General features: G+C 38.8%; 10 protein-coding genes. 6 read left to right on the top strand and 4 right to left on the bottom strand.

What is annotated here, in order from left to right:
* Positions 1-479: 479 nt before the first annotated feature.
* Together BMW86_RS32870 and BMW86_RS20120 are read left to right on the top strand one after the other, a co-directional pair.
* Entirely contained in the window at positions 480-722 is a 243-nt protein-coding gene (locus tag BMW86_RS32870) for a hypothetical protein (protein ID WP_177189317.1), read from the top strand.
* Between the two features lie 531 nt (positions 723-1253).
* Positions 1254-3692: a M4 family metallopeptidase gene (locus tag BMW86_RS20120; protein ID WP_089783496.1), complete on the top strand. Its 2439-nt coding sequence runs from the start codon at positions 1254-1256 to the stop codon at positions 3690-3692.
* Positions 3693-4135: 443 nt separating this feature from the next.
* Here BMW86_RS20120 and BMW86_RS20115 read toward each other — a convergent pair whose 3' ends face one another.
* Both BMW86_RS20115 and BMW86_RS20110 read right to left on the bottom strand, forming a co-directional pair.
* On the bottom strand, positions 4136-5971 hold the full coding sequence (locus BMW86_RS20115) for an RICIN domain-containing protein (protein WP_089783495.1): 1836 nt from the start codon (positions 5969-5971) through the stop codon (positions 4136-4138).
* 365 nt (positions 5972-6336) lie between these two features.
* On the bottom strand, positions 6337-6738 hold the full coding sequence (locus BMW86_RS20110; RefSeq protein ID WP_089783494.1) for an immunity 22 family protein: 402 nt from the start codon (positions 6736-6738) through the stop codon (positions 6337-6339).
* Positions 6739-6979: 241 nt separating this feature from the next.
* On the opposite strand from BMW86_RS20110, the gene BMW86_RS20105 reads away from it, so the two are divergent.
* Genes BMW86_RS20105 through BMW86_RS20095 form a run of 3 tightly spaced genes read left to right on the top strand, consistent with a single transcriptional unit; the run spans position 6980 to position 11674 of the window.
* Positions 6980-8179 (top strand): vWA domain-containing protein, encoded by a 1200-nt coding sequence (locus BMW86_RS20105; RefSeq protein ID WP_089783493.1) that lies wholly within the window; start codon positions 6980-6982, stop codon positions 8177-8179.
* Positions 8180-8181: 2 nt separating this feature from the next.
* Positions 8182-9276 carry an ATP-binding protein gene (locus tag BMW86_RS20100; protein ID WP_089783492.1) on the top strand — a complete coding sequence of 365 codons (1095 nt, stop codon included), beginning with the start codon at positions 8182-8184 and terminating at the stop codon, positions 9274-9276.
* 1 nt (position 9277) lies between these two features.
* Positions 9278-11674, top strand: a complete 2397-nt coding sequence (locus tag BMW86_RS20095) for a leucine-rich repeat domain-containing protein (RefSeq protein WP_089783491.1) — start codon at positions 9278-9280, stop codon at positions 11672-11674.
* A 145-nt stretch (positions 11675-11819) separates the two neighbouring features.
* Here BMW86_RS20095 and BMW86_RS20090 read toward each other — a convergent pair whose 3' ends face one another.
* Positions 11820-12869 (bottom strand): WD40/YVTN/BNR-like repeat-containing protein, encoded by a 1050-nt coding sequence (locus BMW86_RS20090; RefSeq protein ID WP_218149172.1) that lies wholly within the window; start codon positions 12867-12869, stop codon positions 11820-11822.
* Positions 12870-13193: 324 nt separating this feature from the next.
* Here BMW86_RS20090 and BMW86_RS20085 point away from each other — a divergent pair, with 324 nt between their 5' ends.
* The gene (locus BMW86_RS20085) at positions 13194-13676 is read left to right on the top strand and encodes a hypothetical protein (RefSeq protein ID WP_218149171.1); all 483 of its coding nucleotides are present in this window, start codon (positions 13194-13196) and stop codon (positions 13674-13676) included.
* Between the two features lie 54 nt (positions 13677-13730).
* Here the strand turns inward: BMW86_RS20085 and BMW86_RS33060 are convergent, their stop codons facing one another.
* The gene (locus BMW86_RS33060; RefSeq protein ID WP_218149170.1) at positions 13731-14843 is read right to left on the bottom strand and encodes a hypothetical protein; all 1113 of its coding nucleotides are present in this window, start codon (positions 14841-14843) and stop codon (positions 13731-13733) included.
* Between the last annotated feature and the right edge of the window lie 177 nt (positions 14844-15020).

The raw sequence follows: 15020 nt of genomic DNA, 5'->3' as shown, positions 1-15020 counted from the left end.
GTGTTCCCGTATTACCCCTGTCTGCCTTTGATATGTTCTCAGACCCCGGTCGAATCGCCCCTGCTCGTCAATAGCGCAGGTTTGATGTTGCCTTAGCATTTCGAACAACTAAAGCTTCAACATTCAGGACAGTTTCGAGGCTCAATGGCATACCGTCGGCAGTCGCTGTCTACGCTTCGTGCCATCATCTCTAATGACTACGCAAGACTCGCTTCCGGTGGTTGACTAGACCTTGTCGGACAGGATTGATTACCTGCCGGGTAATTTCGAGGTGTTTCATTTATAAATCCCCACCTCACGGACTTTGCACAGCGCAATCGAAAGCCTACCGCTACTGGGCACTATAAAGGTTTATTATCAATAGATAGTCAACCTTTTTTGTTTCTGGGTTGTTAAATTTGTGTCACGGTTTTAAGGGATCAAGTTGAAAAGTTGGGGATTTGCTTAAAAGATGTTGATTTTCATCATAAGTCAATATTTTGGAACAGAACTACCGCGAATTAATTGAATTACTGCTTCCTGCAGGTATATTGGAATACTTCGAATTAACCAATACCACAAAGGATTCTAAAAGAATTAGTATCTTTCTGGAAGAGAAAAAGAAGAGGCTTGCATTGTGGTATAATGATGTTGATGCTACTGGCATACAATCCTTTAAAACTCTTTCCAGGACTGTGCAAAATCATTATCAGGGTTATCCTGAACTTCTTTACGAGATGTAAACTTCTTTCTTTTTAGGCTTGTTAAACTATATGCTTAAGGACAATCCCCCAACTTTTTAACTTGATCCATTTTATCTCTATTATTGACATACAGAATGACACACAAAATTGTGAGATTTCTTATCATTTAACTCAACCCGTATCCTTTTAGTGAAACACGTTTTAATCTGCTTGAAGCAGGGAGTTGAGTTTGAATCTAGAACAGGAATGTATCTTCAAAATCTTGCTCTTGCCAGACAAATCGTCTTTATAAAGGTTCAGCAATTAATGCAGCCAGGTTCTTGAAATCACTATGGTAACGGCATACAAAAATATCTATATATTGATGTCGTTATTACTCTATTACTCGCCGTGCCAGCCATTGAAATAAATTGTAATTCCGATTTATTCGGTTATATTAGTTGTGTTATGCCACGTTAGCGATTGTTGTTATACCTTTTTATGAAGCCTTAGGACCTTATTGTTTGTAGCTTATATTCAACACACTTTTTAATCTGCGTATTTTTTAACCCTCAATGAATATTTCCACTTATGAAGAGCAAATTTACACTCCTCGCATGCCTCATGCTGTTACAGTCAAGTTTATGGGCGCAACAGGTTATCCTGCAAACTGATACCGCCAGCAACGGTAAGGTGAAATTTATGCGCCTGGACACAAAACAACGTCCTCAACCAGTCGCCAATGCTCAGGTTTTTATGAAGCAAACCCTGAAAATGTCATCAGATGATAGTCTGCGGCTGGATAAGGTGATTACAGACAAAGACCGTGATCATCTCCTGTATCAGCAGTATTATAAGGGGTACAAAGTGCCCACCGGTACCTATGCTGTACATTCACAGAACGGTATCATCGAATCAGCAAATGGCTTCTTTCAGAACATTGGCAAACCGTCTGTCCAGGTGAAAGTGGATGAAAAAACTGCCCTGAAAAATGCACTTAATTTCATTCATGCCAGAACTTACGGATGGGAAGATGAATTCACACAAAAAAGGTATCAGGAAGTAACTAAAGATCCCAAAGCAACCCTTTACCCTAAAGGAGAACTGGTAATCAGCAGGGATGACAGTATCACTCACTCCTTCCGGCTGGCTTACAAATTTCACATCTATGCAGTAGTGCCGTTGAGTGATAACAACGTATATGTAGATGCTATCACCGGAAATGTGATTGGAAGGGAGCAACTGATCCTGGACGCGAATACCGCCGGAACCGTCGCAACATTATACAGCGGTTCGCAAAGTGTTACCCTCGACTCTTACACCGGAGGTTTCCGTCTTAGGGAAACCAGGTCTGTTGGTGCACTCAGTGCACAGATACAGACACTGAACATGCAAAACGGAAGCAACTATTCGGCAGCAGTTGACTTCAGTAATGCAGCTACCAGCTGGACTACCGCCAATGCCGGTCAGGATGTACACTGGGGTACTGAGAAAGTGTTTGACTACTGGGCTTCTGTGAGAGGCCGGAATAGTTATGATAATCTGGGCGCTACATTATTTGGTTATGTACATGCAGATCTGCATGGAATTAACAGCCAGTTCTCCAATAATGATAATGCATTCTGGGACCCCACCATGCACAGTATGACTTACGGGGATGGAACTACTCAATTTAAAGCAGTCACCTCGCTTGATGTAATCGCCCATGAAATAGGTCATGGTATCTGTCAGTATACTGCCGGTCTTGCAGGTGGCGCCAGCGAACCGGGGGCGATGAATGAAGGTCTCAGTGATATATGGGGAGCTGTAATAGAATACTACGCATCGCCTTACAAACAAACCTGGCTGATAGGAGAAGAAATCATGAAAAACGGACAACCCTGCCTTCGCTCTATGGTTGATCCAAATTCATTATCTTATCCCGATACCTATCATGGTACCTACTGGGACTACAATAATGAACCACATAAAAACAGTACTGTGATCAGTCACTGGTTTTACCTGTTGAGTCAGGGTGGCAGTGGCACCAATGATCTTGGGAATAGTTATTCCGTAACAGCTCAGGGAATAACCATTGCTGCCAATATTATATGGAATGCAGAATCCACCGGTAAACTACAACCCCAAAGTCAATATGCTGATGCACGGACAGCTACCATCAATGCCGCTACTGAGTTATATGGCGCGGGTAGTTGTCAGGTGAAAGCAGTGACCGATGCCTGGTATGCTGTAGGTGTAGGTGCAGCGCCACCTAATGCAAATCTGGTAATTTCCGGAGCGACAGCCTTCTGTTCATCCTCCACTTATACAGTAAGCGGTGTACCAGCCGGACAAACAGTTACATGGACTGCCTCACCTGCCGGGTACGTTACCATCAATGCTTCCGGTAATTCTGTAACCTTAACGAAAGCCTCCTCAGGCAATGTTACACTTACCGCCAGTTTACCGAACTGTATTTTTGCTACAAAAGCTGTAAGTACAATGTCAATGATGAATGTTACCTACAATCAGAGTGGATCGTGTAGCGGTGGATGGCAGGGCTGGAACGTCAATACCGCTCCTAATATGCCGCTTAACAATTATGTCTGGACTACCACAGCTACATCCGGCAGTACAATTAATGTATATAGCCCTACCTCTCCTTCGTCCTATGTGAGTGTATATGGTGGTGGTGGCGTCAATATTACAGCTACGAATGCCTGTGGTGAGACCGTGCATGATGGTGTAACGGTTTACAGTAGTTGTCCGCGTTCCCTGGTTTTTGCTGTATCCCCTAATCCTGCGGTAAGTACCCTGAATATACAGCCTAAACCGAATACAGACCCAATGGCTCAAAAACTAACAGTGGCTCCGCAGATTACTAACGTAAGTATTTACGATCAGATGGGGAATCTGTTAAGAAAACAGAAATACGCTAATGTAAATAATGCGCAGCTTAATGTCGGCGGACTCAGAACAGGTGTTTATTATTTAGAAATAGAATACGATAAAACTAAAGAAAGGCAACCGCTGATCATTGGTCAGCAATAGTGTCTGAGCTATATGTTGAAAAACAAGCCCGAGGACAAAAAATAAAAGCTGGTCTAAAAAATCAGCTTTTATTTTTCCTATAAAACAATCTTCTAACATTCCCTTTACTTCAGCTGTTCCATAATTTTTATCCCACCAAATAATCCATATTCTTCACGAAGAACCAGCATTAATTCTATACAAGTTCGATTGCTGACAAGGTAGTCGTAAACTCTTGATAGTGTATTCCCAAGCAAAGCGTTGTACGAGCATGCGCGATTAGTTTAGAAAGGTCGTTATTTTGATGCGATTGGTGTATTGGGAGATTATTAATTGTTTGATAATCAAACATAATTGGTTCGAAGACCTACCACTACCGGGCACGCTAATGGAAAGGTCGGAGAAATTCTCCGACCTTTCTTTTTTCTCTTCTTCTGAGCCCGCTACGGGCCTGCTTATCTAACTTAGTTTTTAACGAATTTCTTAACGATCGTTTTACCACCTTTATTAATAGTAATAATATATACGCCTGGTTGAAGCTTAGATACATCAATGCTGTTCGCTGTAATAACGGTGCTTATCACACGATTTCCTGCTACATTTACTACACTAACTCTGGCTCCGGCGAGTTCGCGGGAAGAGACGTAAATAGTTTCAGTAGCCGGATTGGGATAAAGCGTTAATTTATTTTCTGCGCTGATTGCCGTTTTCTGCACAGTGGCTATTTTCGCAGTTGGTATTATCAGTTTCCATTGTCCGCATGTCTGGTTATTATTACCCCACTGACGAACATTTGCACCATTGTCTGAGCTTGCATTCTCTACTTCTACTACTTTGCCACTATGTTTAGGAATAATTTTATAGTATCCATCGCCGGTAGACTGCATTACAAACTGCTGGTTAAAAGTGCCAAAATAATCCCATTGGAACACATTTGCACCCTCGCTCTTACTTATACCATCCACATCTACTACTTTGCCGCTTTCAACTACACTGATCTTATAAGTCCCATCACCCAGATGTGTAAACTGAAACTTTTGATTATTGCCTCCGGCATACTCCCACTGCTGAATGTTTCCGCCATTCTCAGATGCATGTTCTGCTGCAAGGTCCATATATTTGCCACTGTTGCGATTTTGAATAAACCAGGTACCGTCTAAACCGGTTGTTCCGGTTGTGCGTATACGTAGTGATGTAACTTTATCATTTAATCCATCGGCTACCAGACAACTTACATTTCCTCTGTATGTTTTAGAGGCACCACTGAAATTTATGTCATCAAACAGTGTTACTTCAAATCCTTCTGCGACTGTCAGACTTGATAACACATCGTTGTCGATACCTAAAGACTGTAGTCTGTCTAAATTATAGTCGCCTGCTTCCAGTCCATTAGCAAAACCTAAGTAGTTGCAGTCGTTGTAAAAGTTGGCAACTTCCTGCTGATTTTTGGTACGGATACCAAAAATCGTGTTCACTCTGTTTGCAAGATCCTTCAGGTTAATATTGTTGTCGTTATACACCCAGTAAAATCCACCTTTGGAACTACAATTATTTTTAGCGCTGGTCATTTTATTGGCTACTGTAGCTCCATTTTCATAATTCAGATCGCCGGTGTGCAACTGAATACCGTTTATGTTCCAATCACATGGATTGTTACCAGCTCCTCCTTCATACCATTGTAAATATACCTTGTCAACTGCGCCACTCCGTTGATTGTTGACATTAGTGGCCAGGCTCTGCCAGTATGCCTTATTCATGTAAGGTGCAAGCGTTGTTTTATAACCTATATCCGCTAACATAACATGAAAAGCGGTCGCAGAATTGACGTCATATGCTTCCTCATCATCGTTATTGATTGCATCGATGGAAGGTATGGCCGTTTTCAACGCCCTAAAATTACGGTAAAGGATACTTCCGGTACCGATACCCTGACTAGCAACCAGGTTTCTGATATTCGTGTAAGAGTGACTACCCCAGCCACCGATACATGTTTCTACTCTGTTGATGGAAGTAACGCCGGTTTTAAGTGAAGTTACGTCGGCGACATAGTTTGGATTGGTAGAACCAAAGACATAGGTTCCGTTTGAGCAGATAGTTTGTCCGTCAGTTGTTAAATCACCATTTGCCTGAACAGTGACATCAAATAGGATCACATAGGTAAATCCCGAGGCTTTTAAGTCTGTAATGGTATGATTTCTCTCTCTACGGAAATGTCCGCCGACATAAATGCCCGATTGAGCAGAAACATACTCACTAATTAAAAACAGGATAACACATAAAAGTTTAGAATTCATTTTCATAACAATACCAGTTATTAGAGGGTTTAAAATTGATTTATCAGTGTGGTTGACACAATTTCTTCAGGCTAACAACTCATAGTATCGGGTTTAGGTATAGACTTTTTAAAGATACACAAACTAGTCCTAAAAAGCGTACTCAAAAAGTTTAGTCTATTAACGTATTCTGTAAATGTCAGGCTACTGGGTACCAAAATAACCAATCCACTCTAGCGCGGGTTGGTTATTTAAATAAGGGGCAATTCCTAAAATGGTATAATTATCTGTCCCGTTGATATCTTACAATATTTCATATGCGTTGCCTATATTTGAGCATTAGCCGCAAATCATCTTCAGACCGGGCAATTCATGGCATTCTTTTGTTCGGGTTAAATTTCATATTCAATTTCTCCAACATACAGCATTTCAAAATGCTGTGTTTTTACAGAGGTTGGATGTGCGATTTTTTCTTTAGTTACAAATGCGATTGAGTTGAATTCGAATCCTGGTTTAATTTGCTCAATTCTTCTTTTAAGTTCGGAAATCCATTGTTCAGAATATGAATATTCTAAAAACTTTTCCTCAAAGGTTATGCTTTCATTTTCAAAGCCACATTCAAGAAAATCGTGGTCAAGCCAATGTTTATTTTGAGTCCTGGCAAATTCTGAAATATACTTTTCATCAGTTTCACTTTCATTCTCATAGTAATTTTCGTCTTCTCCAAAAAAAATGTAAAAGTCTGTTTCACTTTTAAAATTGCCAATCCAAAAATGTGAAATTTCTTTTTTCATTCTCAATATTTAGTTTTGGGTGCAGTGCTTTTTATAAAATTACGCACAACGTTGAAGCATATGCCATATTGCCAATGGTTTATTTATCGCTGTGCTGCTGAAATATTTCCAGTTCGTCCCGGTATTAAATATACTAAAAATCGCATTAAAGAATTTGGAGATATTGCTGTAGTTATTCCAATATGTATTCCTGCCATAATTTTTCAGATAAGATATGTGAAATTATTATATTTGTTATCAAATGACAGATGAGCAACGGATAATAGAAGAAGTTACTCAAACGAGTATTTCATTACTATTGAAAGAACCTTTCTTTTCACATTTTTTCAGTGCCCTGAATAAAGAAGTAGTTTCTTTTTTAGATACCCTGGGTGTAGGGTTAAGAGATCGTGGACATGTGCTGTATATTAATGCAGGTTTCTGGGATAATTTTTTGACTGATAAAGCACACAGATATGGTGTTGTAAAACATGAAGTGCTGCATATTGTCTTGAAACATACACTGGTAAACCAACCGGGACTGAACAGACATGTAGTCAATATTGCAATGGACATTGTAGTGAATCAATATATTGATAAAAGACATCTTCCTAAAGAATCTGTTTTTCTGGAAAATTTTCCTGAGTTAATGTTTGAACCAGATGCTTCGTGGAAATATTATTATGAAAAGTTAATGCATCTGAGAGATCATTTGGATACATTATATCTGAATACCACTGCGGCGGCTTCGTTTAGTGCTATACGCGAAAATGATCAACATAAATTATGGAATGATATATATACTCAGACAAACATTGAAAAGGATCTGATGGATGCCGGTATTGATAACCTCATACATATTGCACGGGCAAAAACTACAGAGAAAAGTTATGGTACTTTACCTGCCGGTTTTAAATCATATCTTGATAGTATTTTATACAAATCAAAACCACTGGTGGACTGGCGCCGGGTTCTGAAAATATTTTCTGAAAGCAGCAGTAAAACAAAAGTCACCAATACACTTAAAAGACCTTCGAAAAGATATGGTACCTCGCCCGGTATAAAAATAAGAAAGTTGAGAAAATTACTGATTGCAGTGGATACATCGGGGAGTATACATCAGGAGGAAATAGCACAGTTTTTTACGGAGATACATCATATCTGGCGACAAGGATCAGAAATAATCATCACTGAATGTGATGCAAAAATACAAAGAACATATTCATACAAAGGTACAGTACCAACTTTTATTATAGGTGGGGGAGGAACAAATTTCGATGCACCCATTGAATACGGTAATAAGCATTTTAAACCTGATGGTTTGATTTATTTTACTGATGGAGTAGCACCTTCCCCCCAAATAAAACCTCGTTATCCTTTGCTCTGGGTCATCAGTAATGAAGGTATCACTACAGACTCAGAAGCATTTCGAAATTTACCGGGAAGAAAAGCCAGATTATAACTATGTCAAAAACTGAACAGTTCAATTACATTACTTACGGGACAAAAACAAACGCAGCACAAATATCCCAGTTGCTGGAACATATTTCACTTTCAAAATCAAACAGGCCAACTCCACTATGTATCTGGGGTATGCATGGCATTGGAAAAACAGAATTAGTCCGTGAATTTGCACATAGTAAAGACTATCAATTCGTATACATCGCTCCCGCCCAGTTTGAAGAGATGGGAGATCTGCTGGGCATGCCCAGGATAGAAGATGGCGTTACACGTTTTGTTGCACCGGACTGGGTACCCGAAAAAGAAGGCCCCGGCATTTTCCTGATAGATGATGTGAACCGTGCAGATGACCGCATCCTTCGTGGCATCATGCAGCTGCTGCAGAACTACGAGCTGGTAAGCTGGACATTGCCAAAAGACTGGTTGATAGTACTCACTGCAAACCCTGATGGAGGCGATTACTCCGTTTCAGCAATGGACGATGCAATGCTCACAAGAATGATGCACGTGACAATGGAATTCGATGTAAAGGTTTGGGCCAGATGGGCGCAGCAGGCAGGTATTTATCCAACAGGTATTGACTTCATCTTAACTTATCCTGAAGTTGTAAATGGTACGCGCACTACACCAAGATCGCTCGTACAGTTTTTCAATTCTCTTGAATCAATTCCTGATCTCAAACAACAGCTAGACCTTGTAAAGATGTTGGCTGATGGAAGTTTGAATGTAGAAACAACAGCTGCTTTTATTACTTTCATTAACATGGATATGGATAAAATCATATCTCCTGAAGATATTTTAAATGCACCTGTATTTAAAATTATTGAAGGACAGCTAAGAGCTTTGGTAGATGGAAAAACAAAGCGGATGGATATTTTATCTGTAATCATGACAAGGCTCACCAACTATCTTGTGTACAGCAAAGAGGAACTTACAGATAAAGTATTTGAGAACCTGAAAGCATTTATCCTGTTATCATTTATCCCTAATGATCTGCGATTAGCAATGGCACAGGAGTTGGTGAATGCCAACAATAAAAGTCTGAAGAAATTATATAGTATTCCCGAAATAGGAAAATTGATTTTAACCAAAATGTAATATGGAACAATTTCTTTCCTTTGATTCTAATAGGCAGCATCTTAGAATATTCGATTTCAACGGTGAGTTAAAAGAACTACCGGAAGATTTCTTTCGGCAATACCCTGATCTGAAAAGTTTGGATGTCCATGCACTTGATCTTGCTGCTCTTCCCTCTTCTGTGAACACGTTGAAGCAGCTGGAAATCCTGAATATAGACTATACAAAGTTAAAGCAACTGCCTGCTTTAGCGCATCTGAAAGAGCTGCACATCACCAACAATAACCTGATTGATTTTGATAAAGAAGGGGGAAAATTAATTGGTCTTACCGCGTTGACATTGGGAGGATATCGTGGGAATACACTCCCACAAAAGTTAGTTCTTTTACAATCGCTGGAAACATTAAAATTAACTAATAGTAAAAAAAACAGCAACACATGGCCCGAAATCCTGGAGCTGATAAAAGCACTACCACAATTGAAGTTTGCTGATATAGATATGCCTCAGGATAAGGGAGATGTTTTCTTTACTGAAGAAGGCATCGCCATACTGGATCGGCTGGAAAAGATAAGCGGCAGGTATTTCGATTTCTTTTTCCCGAACAGGATACCATTAGTAATAGGCCTTACAAAGAAAGTAAGTTTTCAGCGGGCACTTCAGCATGTGTTACCTGAATTCAGACATCTCACAGCAAGTAAAAATTATAGTCCACTACAACTTAAATTATTATTCGGTCTTTTCACAAAAAGCACTTCAACTTTCAGTGAACTCTTACCTAATAAACTGAAAGACGCACTGCATGAAAAAATAACACTTCGCTTGCTGGAAAAGCCTAAAGGCGAAAGCATGCAATCCATTAATAAAAAACTCGGTAAGTACGGCATAAAGACGAGTAGCACAGCAGATGATGAAAATACAATTGTGGTTATTGGTAACAACAGCAGCTTTGAAGAGGTTATAAAATTTGTAGATAACAACCGGGATATTATCACAATAGATCAGTTAAACGAAGTATTGATCAATGAAGGTGAACACTGGCTTTTACAGGATGACAATAAAGAAATAAATGAACCCTTATTACGATTGCTCAGCAGTAACCAGCCTGAGAATTACAAAGTGGCATTCCAGATTATTGAAACAGGTGGAGCTAACAAAACAATTCAAAGTATGCTTGCTGCTGTGATGATGGCACATCCTGATAAGGAAATTTATAAAAGTGCAGAGAAGTTATACGATAAATATGGTTCACAATCATTCAAGCTGCATGCAAAAGGCGTAAAAGCATCTTTAAGAAAGGGTGGAAATGTAAAGCATAAAATAGATGCAATAGTGGCACATCCTGATATTGACGCAATGATGTTTAGACTGATGTGTCTTTGTATTTCGGGTATTTATGTATTTGAAATGAAAGGATACAAGGATCTGAAACTCCCCGAAGAGATTGTTTATTTTTCACACATACAGAAAGTATACATCGAAAATTGTGAAGGGTTTCATATTACCGAAGCTATCGATTTATTGAAAGAAATGCCTGCCTGTAAGGTACTTAAACTGAGTGGTTGTCATATTCCAATTCCAGCTTCAATAAGTAGTCTTAGTCAGCTGGAGACGCTGGAAATTGCTTATAATGCGCCAACAGATATAAGTGCTTTACAGTCTCTTACATCTTTAAAAGTACTCAATGTTGAGGGCATTAAGATAAAAGAATGGGAATGGCTATTGTCATTAAATAAGCTTGAAATCCTCAACATCAACAATAATGAATTACAGACTTTACCTGATTCATTATTTAGTCTCAGACAACTAAATCGTCTTGAAGCAAAGCAAAACAAAATAACGGTTGTTCAGGAAAGATTGAATGAGTTAGTGTCTCTTCGTTATCTTGATTTATCTAATAATCAGATAAAAGATTTTCCTTATTTTCTTTCAGTATTACAGTTACAAAGTCTGTTGTTACGTTCTAATAAAATTTCCTTAATTGATACAGCTATTTCTTTTCCAAGCCTGCGCGAACTAAATTTGTCACGTAATCTGTTGACTGAACTACAATTTAAACATCCGTTGAGCCTGGGAATACTGGATATTTCCTACAATAAAATAAGCAAACTGGATGATTCTCTTTTTACAGCATTGCTTAGATCTTTTTATGCCAACAATAATGAAATAACGTTTTTACCTAAAGCGATACTCAATTCCAGCAACTATCATTATTTCTGGCTACAAAATAATTTCATTACTGAATTACCTGATTTTTTTGCACATGCTATTATCAGTAATGCTGATTTCAGTAATAATAAAATAGCTTCTATTCATCCGGATTTTGATAAATATGGAGCACAAAATTATGGCAGGCTTTATTGGAAAATGGAAAAAAACTTATTACCTGCAATGAAAATTGGAGGAATGTATATACATTAATAAATTTAGACGTAATAGCTGATACTTGATCTGACATCAGATCTATTTCATTAAAGACCTGACATTGGTTCGATCAAAACTTAGCAACCATGTTTTCCGCCACCTGCGGTAATTTTAAACAATGCATGAATGTTAACCTGAGTTTTCAACATCCTCCCTTGCTGGGTATGGCATAGATCACGTTGCCCGAAACAAGTAAATTGAAGACCTTATTTTCTATAGAAGGAAGTAACAATTTCCATGTTTTTCCCTTGTCTGATGATCTGAAAATGCCGTCAGGATGAATACAAAATAAGTTTTCACCAACCGGGATAATTGAAGTCGTGTAGGCTTTCAAAAAAGGGCGATCATTCCAGGTCCGCCATATTGAATCCTTAAAATCTTTGCCCTGAAGGCCGGCATCAACGGGCTGCCAGGTTTTACCTTCGTCGTAGGATGTCATTAGCCCCCTGGTATTAGACGCTGAACTGGAAGTGATAGCAGCGAATCCACCTTTGATCTGTTTTACATCCCAGGCCACAACCCCCTCACTGCTCACCACCGCCCAGTTTTCGCCATTGTCGGTCGATCTTATTATCCTTCCCGTACTGATCGCCACCAGTACGCCATCCGACTCTGCCAAATGCCCTACCAGGCTTCCGGTATGGACATGTTTCCAGGTTTTTCCATCGTCAACAGTTTTAAAAAAGCCTCTGTCGATGCCGATAAAAATTGTACCTCCGGCAGTCTCAAAAACGCTGCGTATTCTTGGCTCCAGTAAAATTTCGAAAATCGGCGACCATACACTGGTTCCGTTTGTTTTTTTCAAATTTATACCCCAGTAATTGTTGGCAAATATCCAGGACTTAGCGGGGGCAATGCTGCTATGTTCGTCAGGGAAAATCTCTTTGGTCCAAAAAGGAGCTGTGGCATTTGGTGTACTGTGATAGAGTCCGTTTCCAACCTTTATAAACAGCCCTTTATCATTTGCAAAGAAGCTATTTCCCTTGATACTATCTTTCCGCAAATTTTCGGGCAGCCCTTTGCTGATGTCCTGCCAGGTTTGTCCACCATCTGTAGATTTGAAAACGATGTTTACAGGCCCTGATTTAGCCCCTTCGGTTGTTTTCTCTCCCGCTACCTTTTCTTTTGGCACAAAAGAATTTAATAGAAATACCAGGAGGATAACCGGAACTAACACAAATAATCTTTTCATTTTTTTAAATTTAGAGTAAAACATATTGATTAATAATTAGCGAAAAGTAGCAGGTGGGGCAGTACATGGTCATTCCATCATAGCGATACAGCTTGCCCGTAGTTCCAACCCCTACGAACCAGACATGGTCCGATAGCGGTCAATGCAGTGCTCTTTGTCCGTTTCCTGGCAAAAACTAACATGACACTCAGGGTGTTCAAACGGGTTCCTTTATTTTTCATCTCCTGTCAAATTTTGATAAAGCGAATTACCTTGTTATTTTTCAACTGGGGAGATTTGGATTGTAAATAAAAATGTAACCTTTGTAAATAAATCGTAAATACTGTGTTTGATAGCCGAAACGTCCTCTCCGGGAAACGCAAATACCTGTTCGGGTTGATACTAACCTTGTTTATCTCTCTAGTCTGCGTGGCTTTCAGTATGGAGGATAATAATGATTTTGACATCTCCGGGAGGGAAGTTTTGCTCCGCCGGATCGGGCATGAACTGCTTTTACAGTCGGGCGACAGTACATCCAGTGTTCTTCCCGTAAAAAAGATCGCTGAAAATGAATATCAAATCAGGTTTGAGCATGAACTTACTTTTCAACCCGATTCCCTGGTAAATACTACCCGGGGGTTGCTGGCAAAAGCCCCCCTCCCGAGCGATTACTTTGTAAAAGTGCTGGACAGCGGCACCTCCAGTGTGGCCTATGGCTATGTGATATCTAAAAATAAAAAAGATGATATCATCGCCTGCATAGGGAGAAAGCAACCCAGCGCACGTTATATGATCAACATTAAATTTAAACCGACAGGAATAATATGATTGTGGCTTTTTCTCGTTCGATATGCTTGCCTATTAGCGGTTCGTTATTTTATTTCAATGTCTATTGTCACAATTTATCTGAACGTATTTGTTTTGTGAGTTTACGAATATAATACTTGGACATCCAAACGAAACCCATTCAAATCCAAATATAACTTCGGGTTTGTCTTTGAAAAGTTTTCCTATCCATTGTTCTTTCAAGTCAGGATAATTGATATTGTTTATTCCAAAATTCAACGGTGTTACGCTTGTTCCTTCACTATTGCTGAAAATTGTCTCATTAACCACATTATCAGATTGCTTATCTATTATAATTAAATGTCGGTCTTGAACCTGAATAAGATTATTTGGCTCTGTATAATCTTGAATGAAAATTTGGTGAGTTTTTGTTTCATATAAATATGCTTGTCCTTTTATTGTATTTTTATGTTTATATTCTTTTTGCTCTTCGGTCAAATTGCTTTTTCCCAATGGAAATTTTTCAGCTTTGATTTTTTGCCAAACAATGGCTTTCATTTGTCCGTGCATAAAAGGATTTTCTTTACCGATAAAAACCAAGGCTTCACTAAAATATTTTCCTAGCCCTATTAAATAATTTTTTGTCACTTCAAATCCAATCATATAGTCGGATTGACTGCAAGGACAATCTTTTATGTCCATATAATCATTTAAATAGGCAACTACATTAAGTTTTCTAACAGGAAAAGAGAGTAGTACATCTGTAGAGTAATCGTAAATAAACAGACTATCTGTTTCTGAAATGTTAGTTTTTGAAAGAAATCTCTTTCTATACGATGCATTTAATTTAAAATATTGAAGACTGTTTTTATCTACATTTTCAAGATTTGGAATAGCTAAAGAGTCTGGATGTTCGCTCAATGGATAAATGTCAGACAAGGATATAAAACCAATTTTTTTGTTTGCGTTCTCTTCTAAATCGCGTATCCAAAATAAGTCAAGCTCTTTGGTGTATGTCGTTTGGCTATCTAAGTCAGAATAATTATTGGAATTAAGTGTGTCTGAAGTTTCGAGTTTCGAATTCTGGGTTTCAGTTTTATTTTCGTTTTCTATCTCAATAGCATTTGTTTTTGTAGTTCCTGATTTATTCTCGCTACATGATAAAATAGTGAAGATTGTTATCACTAAAATTGTAAATATTCGTTTCATTCCTTTCAATGTTTGTCGCTGGTTGTGTTGTTTTACAATGATCTCTAACACTTAAATATATGCCGTTAACCGGCCTTGGCCTAAAAAAATTTCAGCATTGATAATCAAAGTAGTAGTATTCGCCTTTCCCATTTTTACGGCGCAAATACAAAATAAATATTTTCAGCCACCAAATAG

The organism is Chitinophaga sp. YR573 (genome assembly GCF_900110995.1).
Taxonomy (GTDB): Bacteria; Bacteroidota; Bacteroidia; order Chitinophagales; family Chitinophagaceae; genus Chitinophaga.
Note: the sequence above shows the minus strand (reverse complement) of the source record. Positions and strands in the feature narration are given on the sequence as shown.

What these genes read in the sequence shown, in the direction of transcription:
- BMW86_RS20120 (WP_089783496.1), top strand. Translation starts at nt 1,254, where the DNA reads ATGAAGAGCAAATTTACACTCCTCGCATGCCTCATGCTGTTACAGTCA.
- BMW86_RS20115 (WP_089783495.1), bottom strand. Translation starts at nt 5,971, where the DNA reads ATGAAAATGAATTCTAAACTTTTATGTGTTATCCTGTTTTTAATTAGT.
- BMW86_RS20110 (WP_089783494.1), bottom strand. Translation starts at nt 6,738, where the DNA reads ATGAAAAAAGAAATTTCACATTTTTGGATTGGCAATTTTAAAAGTGAA.
- BMW86_RS20105 (WP_089783493.1), top strand. Translation starts at nt 6,980, where the DNA reads ATGACAGATGAGCAACGGATAATAGAAGAAGTTACTCAAACGAGTATT.
- BMW86_RS20100 (WP_089783492.1), top strand. Translation starts at nt 8,182, where the DNA reads ATGTCAAAAACTGAACAGTTCAATTACATTACTTACGGGACAAAAACA.
- BMW86_RS20095 (WP_089783491.1), top strand. Translation starts at nt 9,278, where the DNA reads ATGGAACAATTTCTTTCCTTTGATTCTAATAGGCAGCATCTTAGAATA.
- BMW86_RS20090 (WP_218149172.1), bottom strand. Translation starts at nt 12,869, where the DNA reads ATGAAAAGATTATTTGTGTTAGTTCCGGTTATCCTCCTGGTATTTCTA.
- BMW86_RS33060 (WP_218149170.1), bottom strand. Translation starts at nt 14,843, where the DNA reads ATGAAACGAATATTTACAATTTTAGTGATAACAATCTTCACTATTTTA.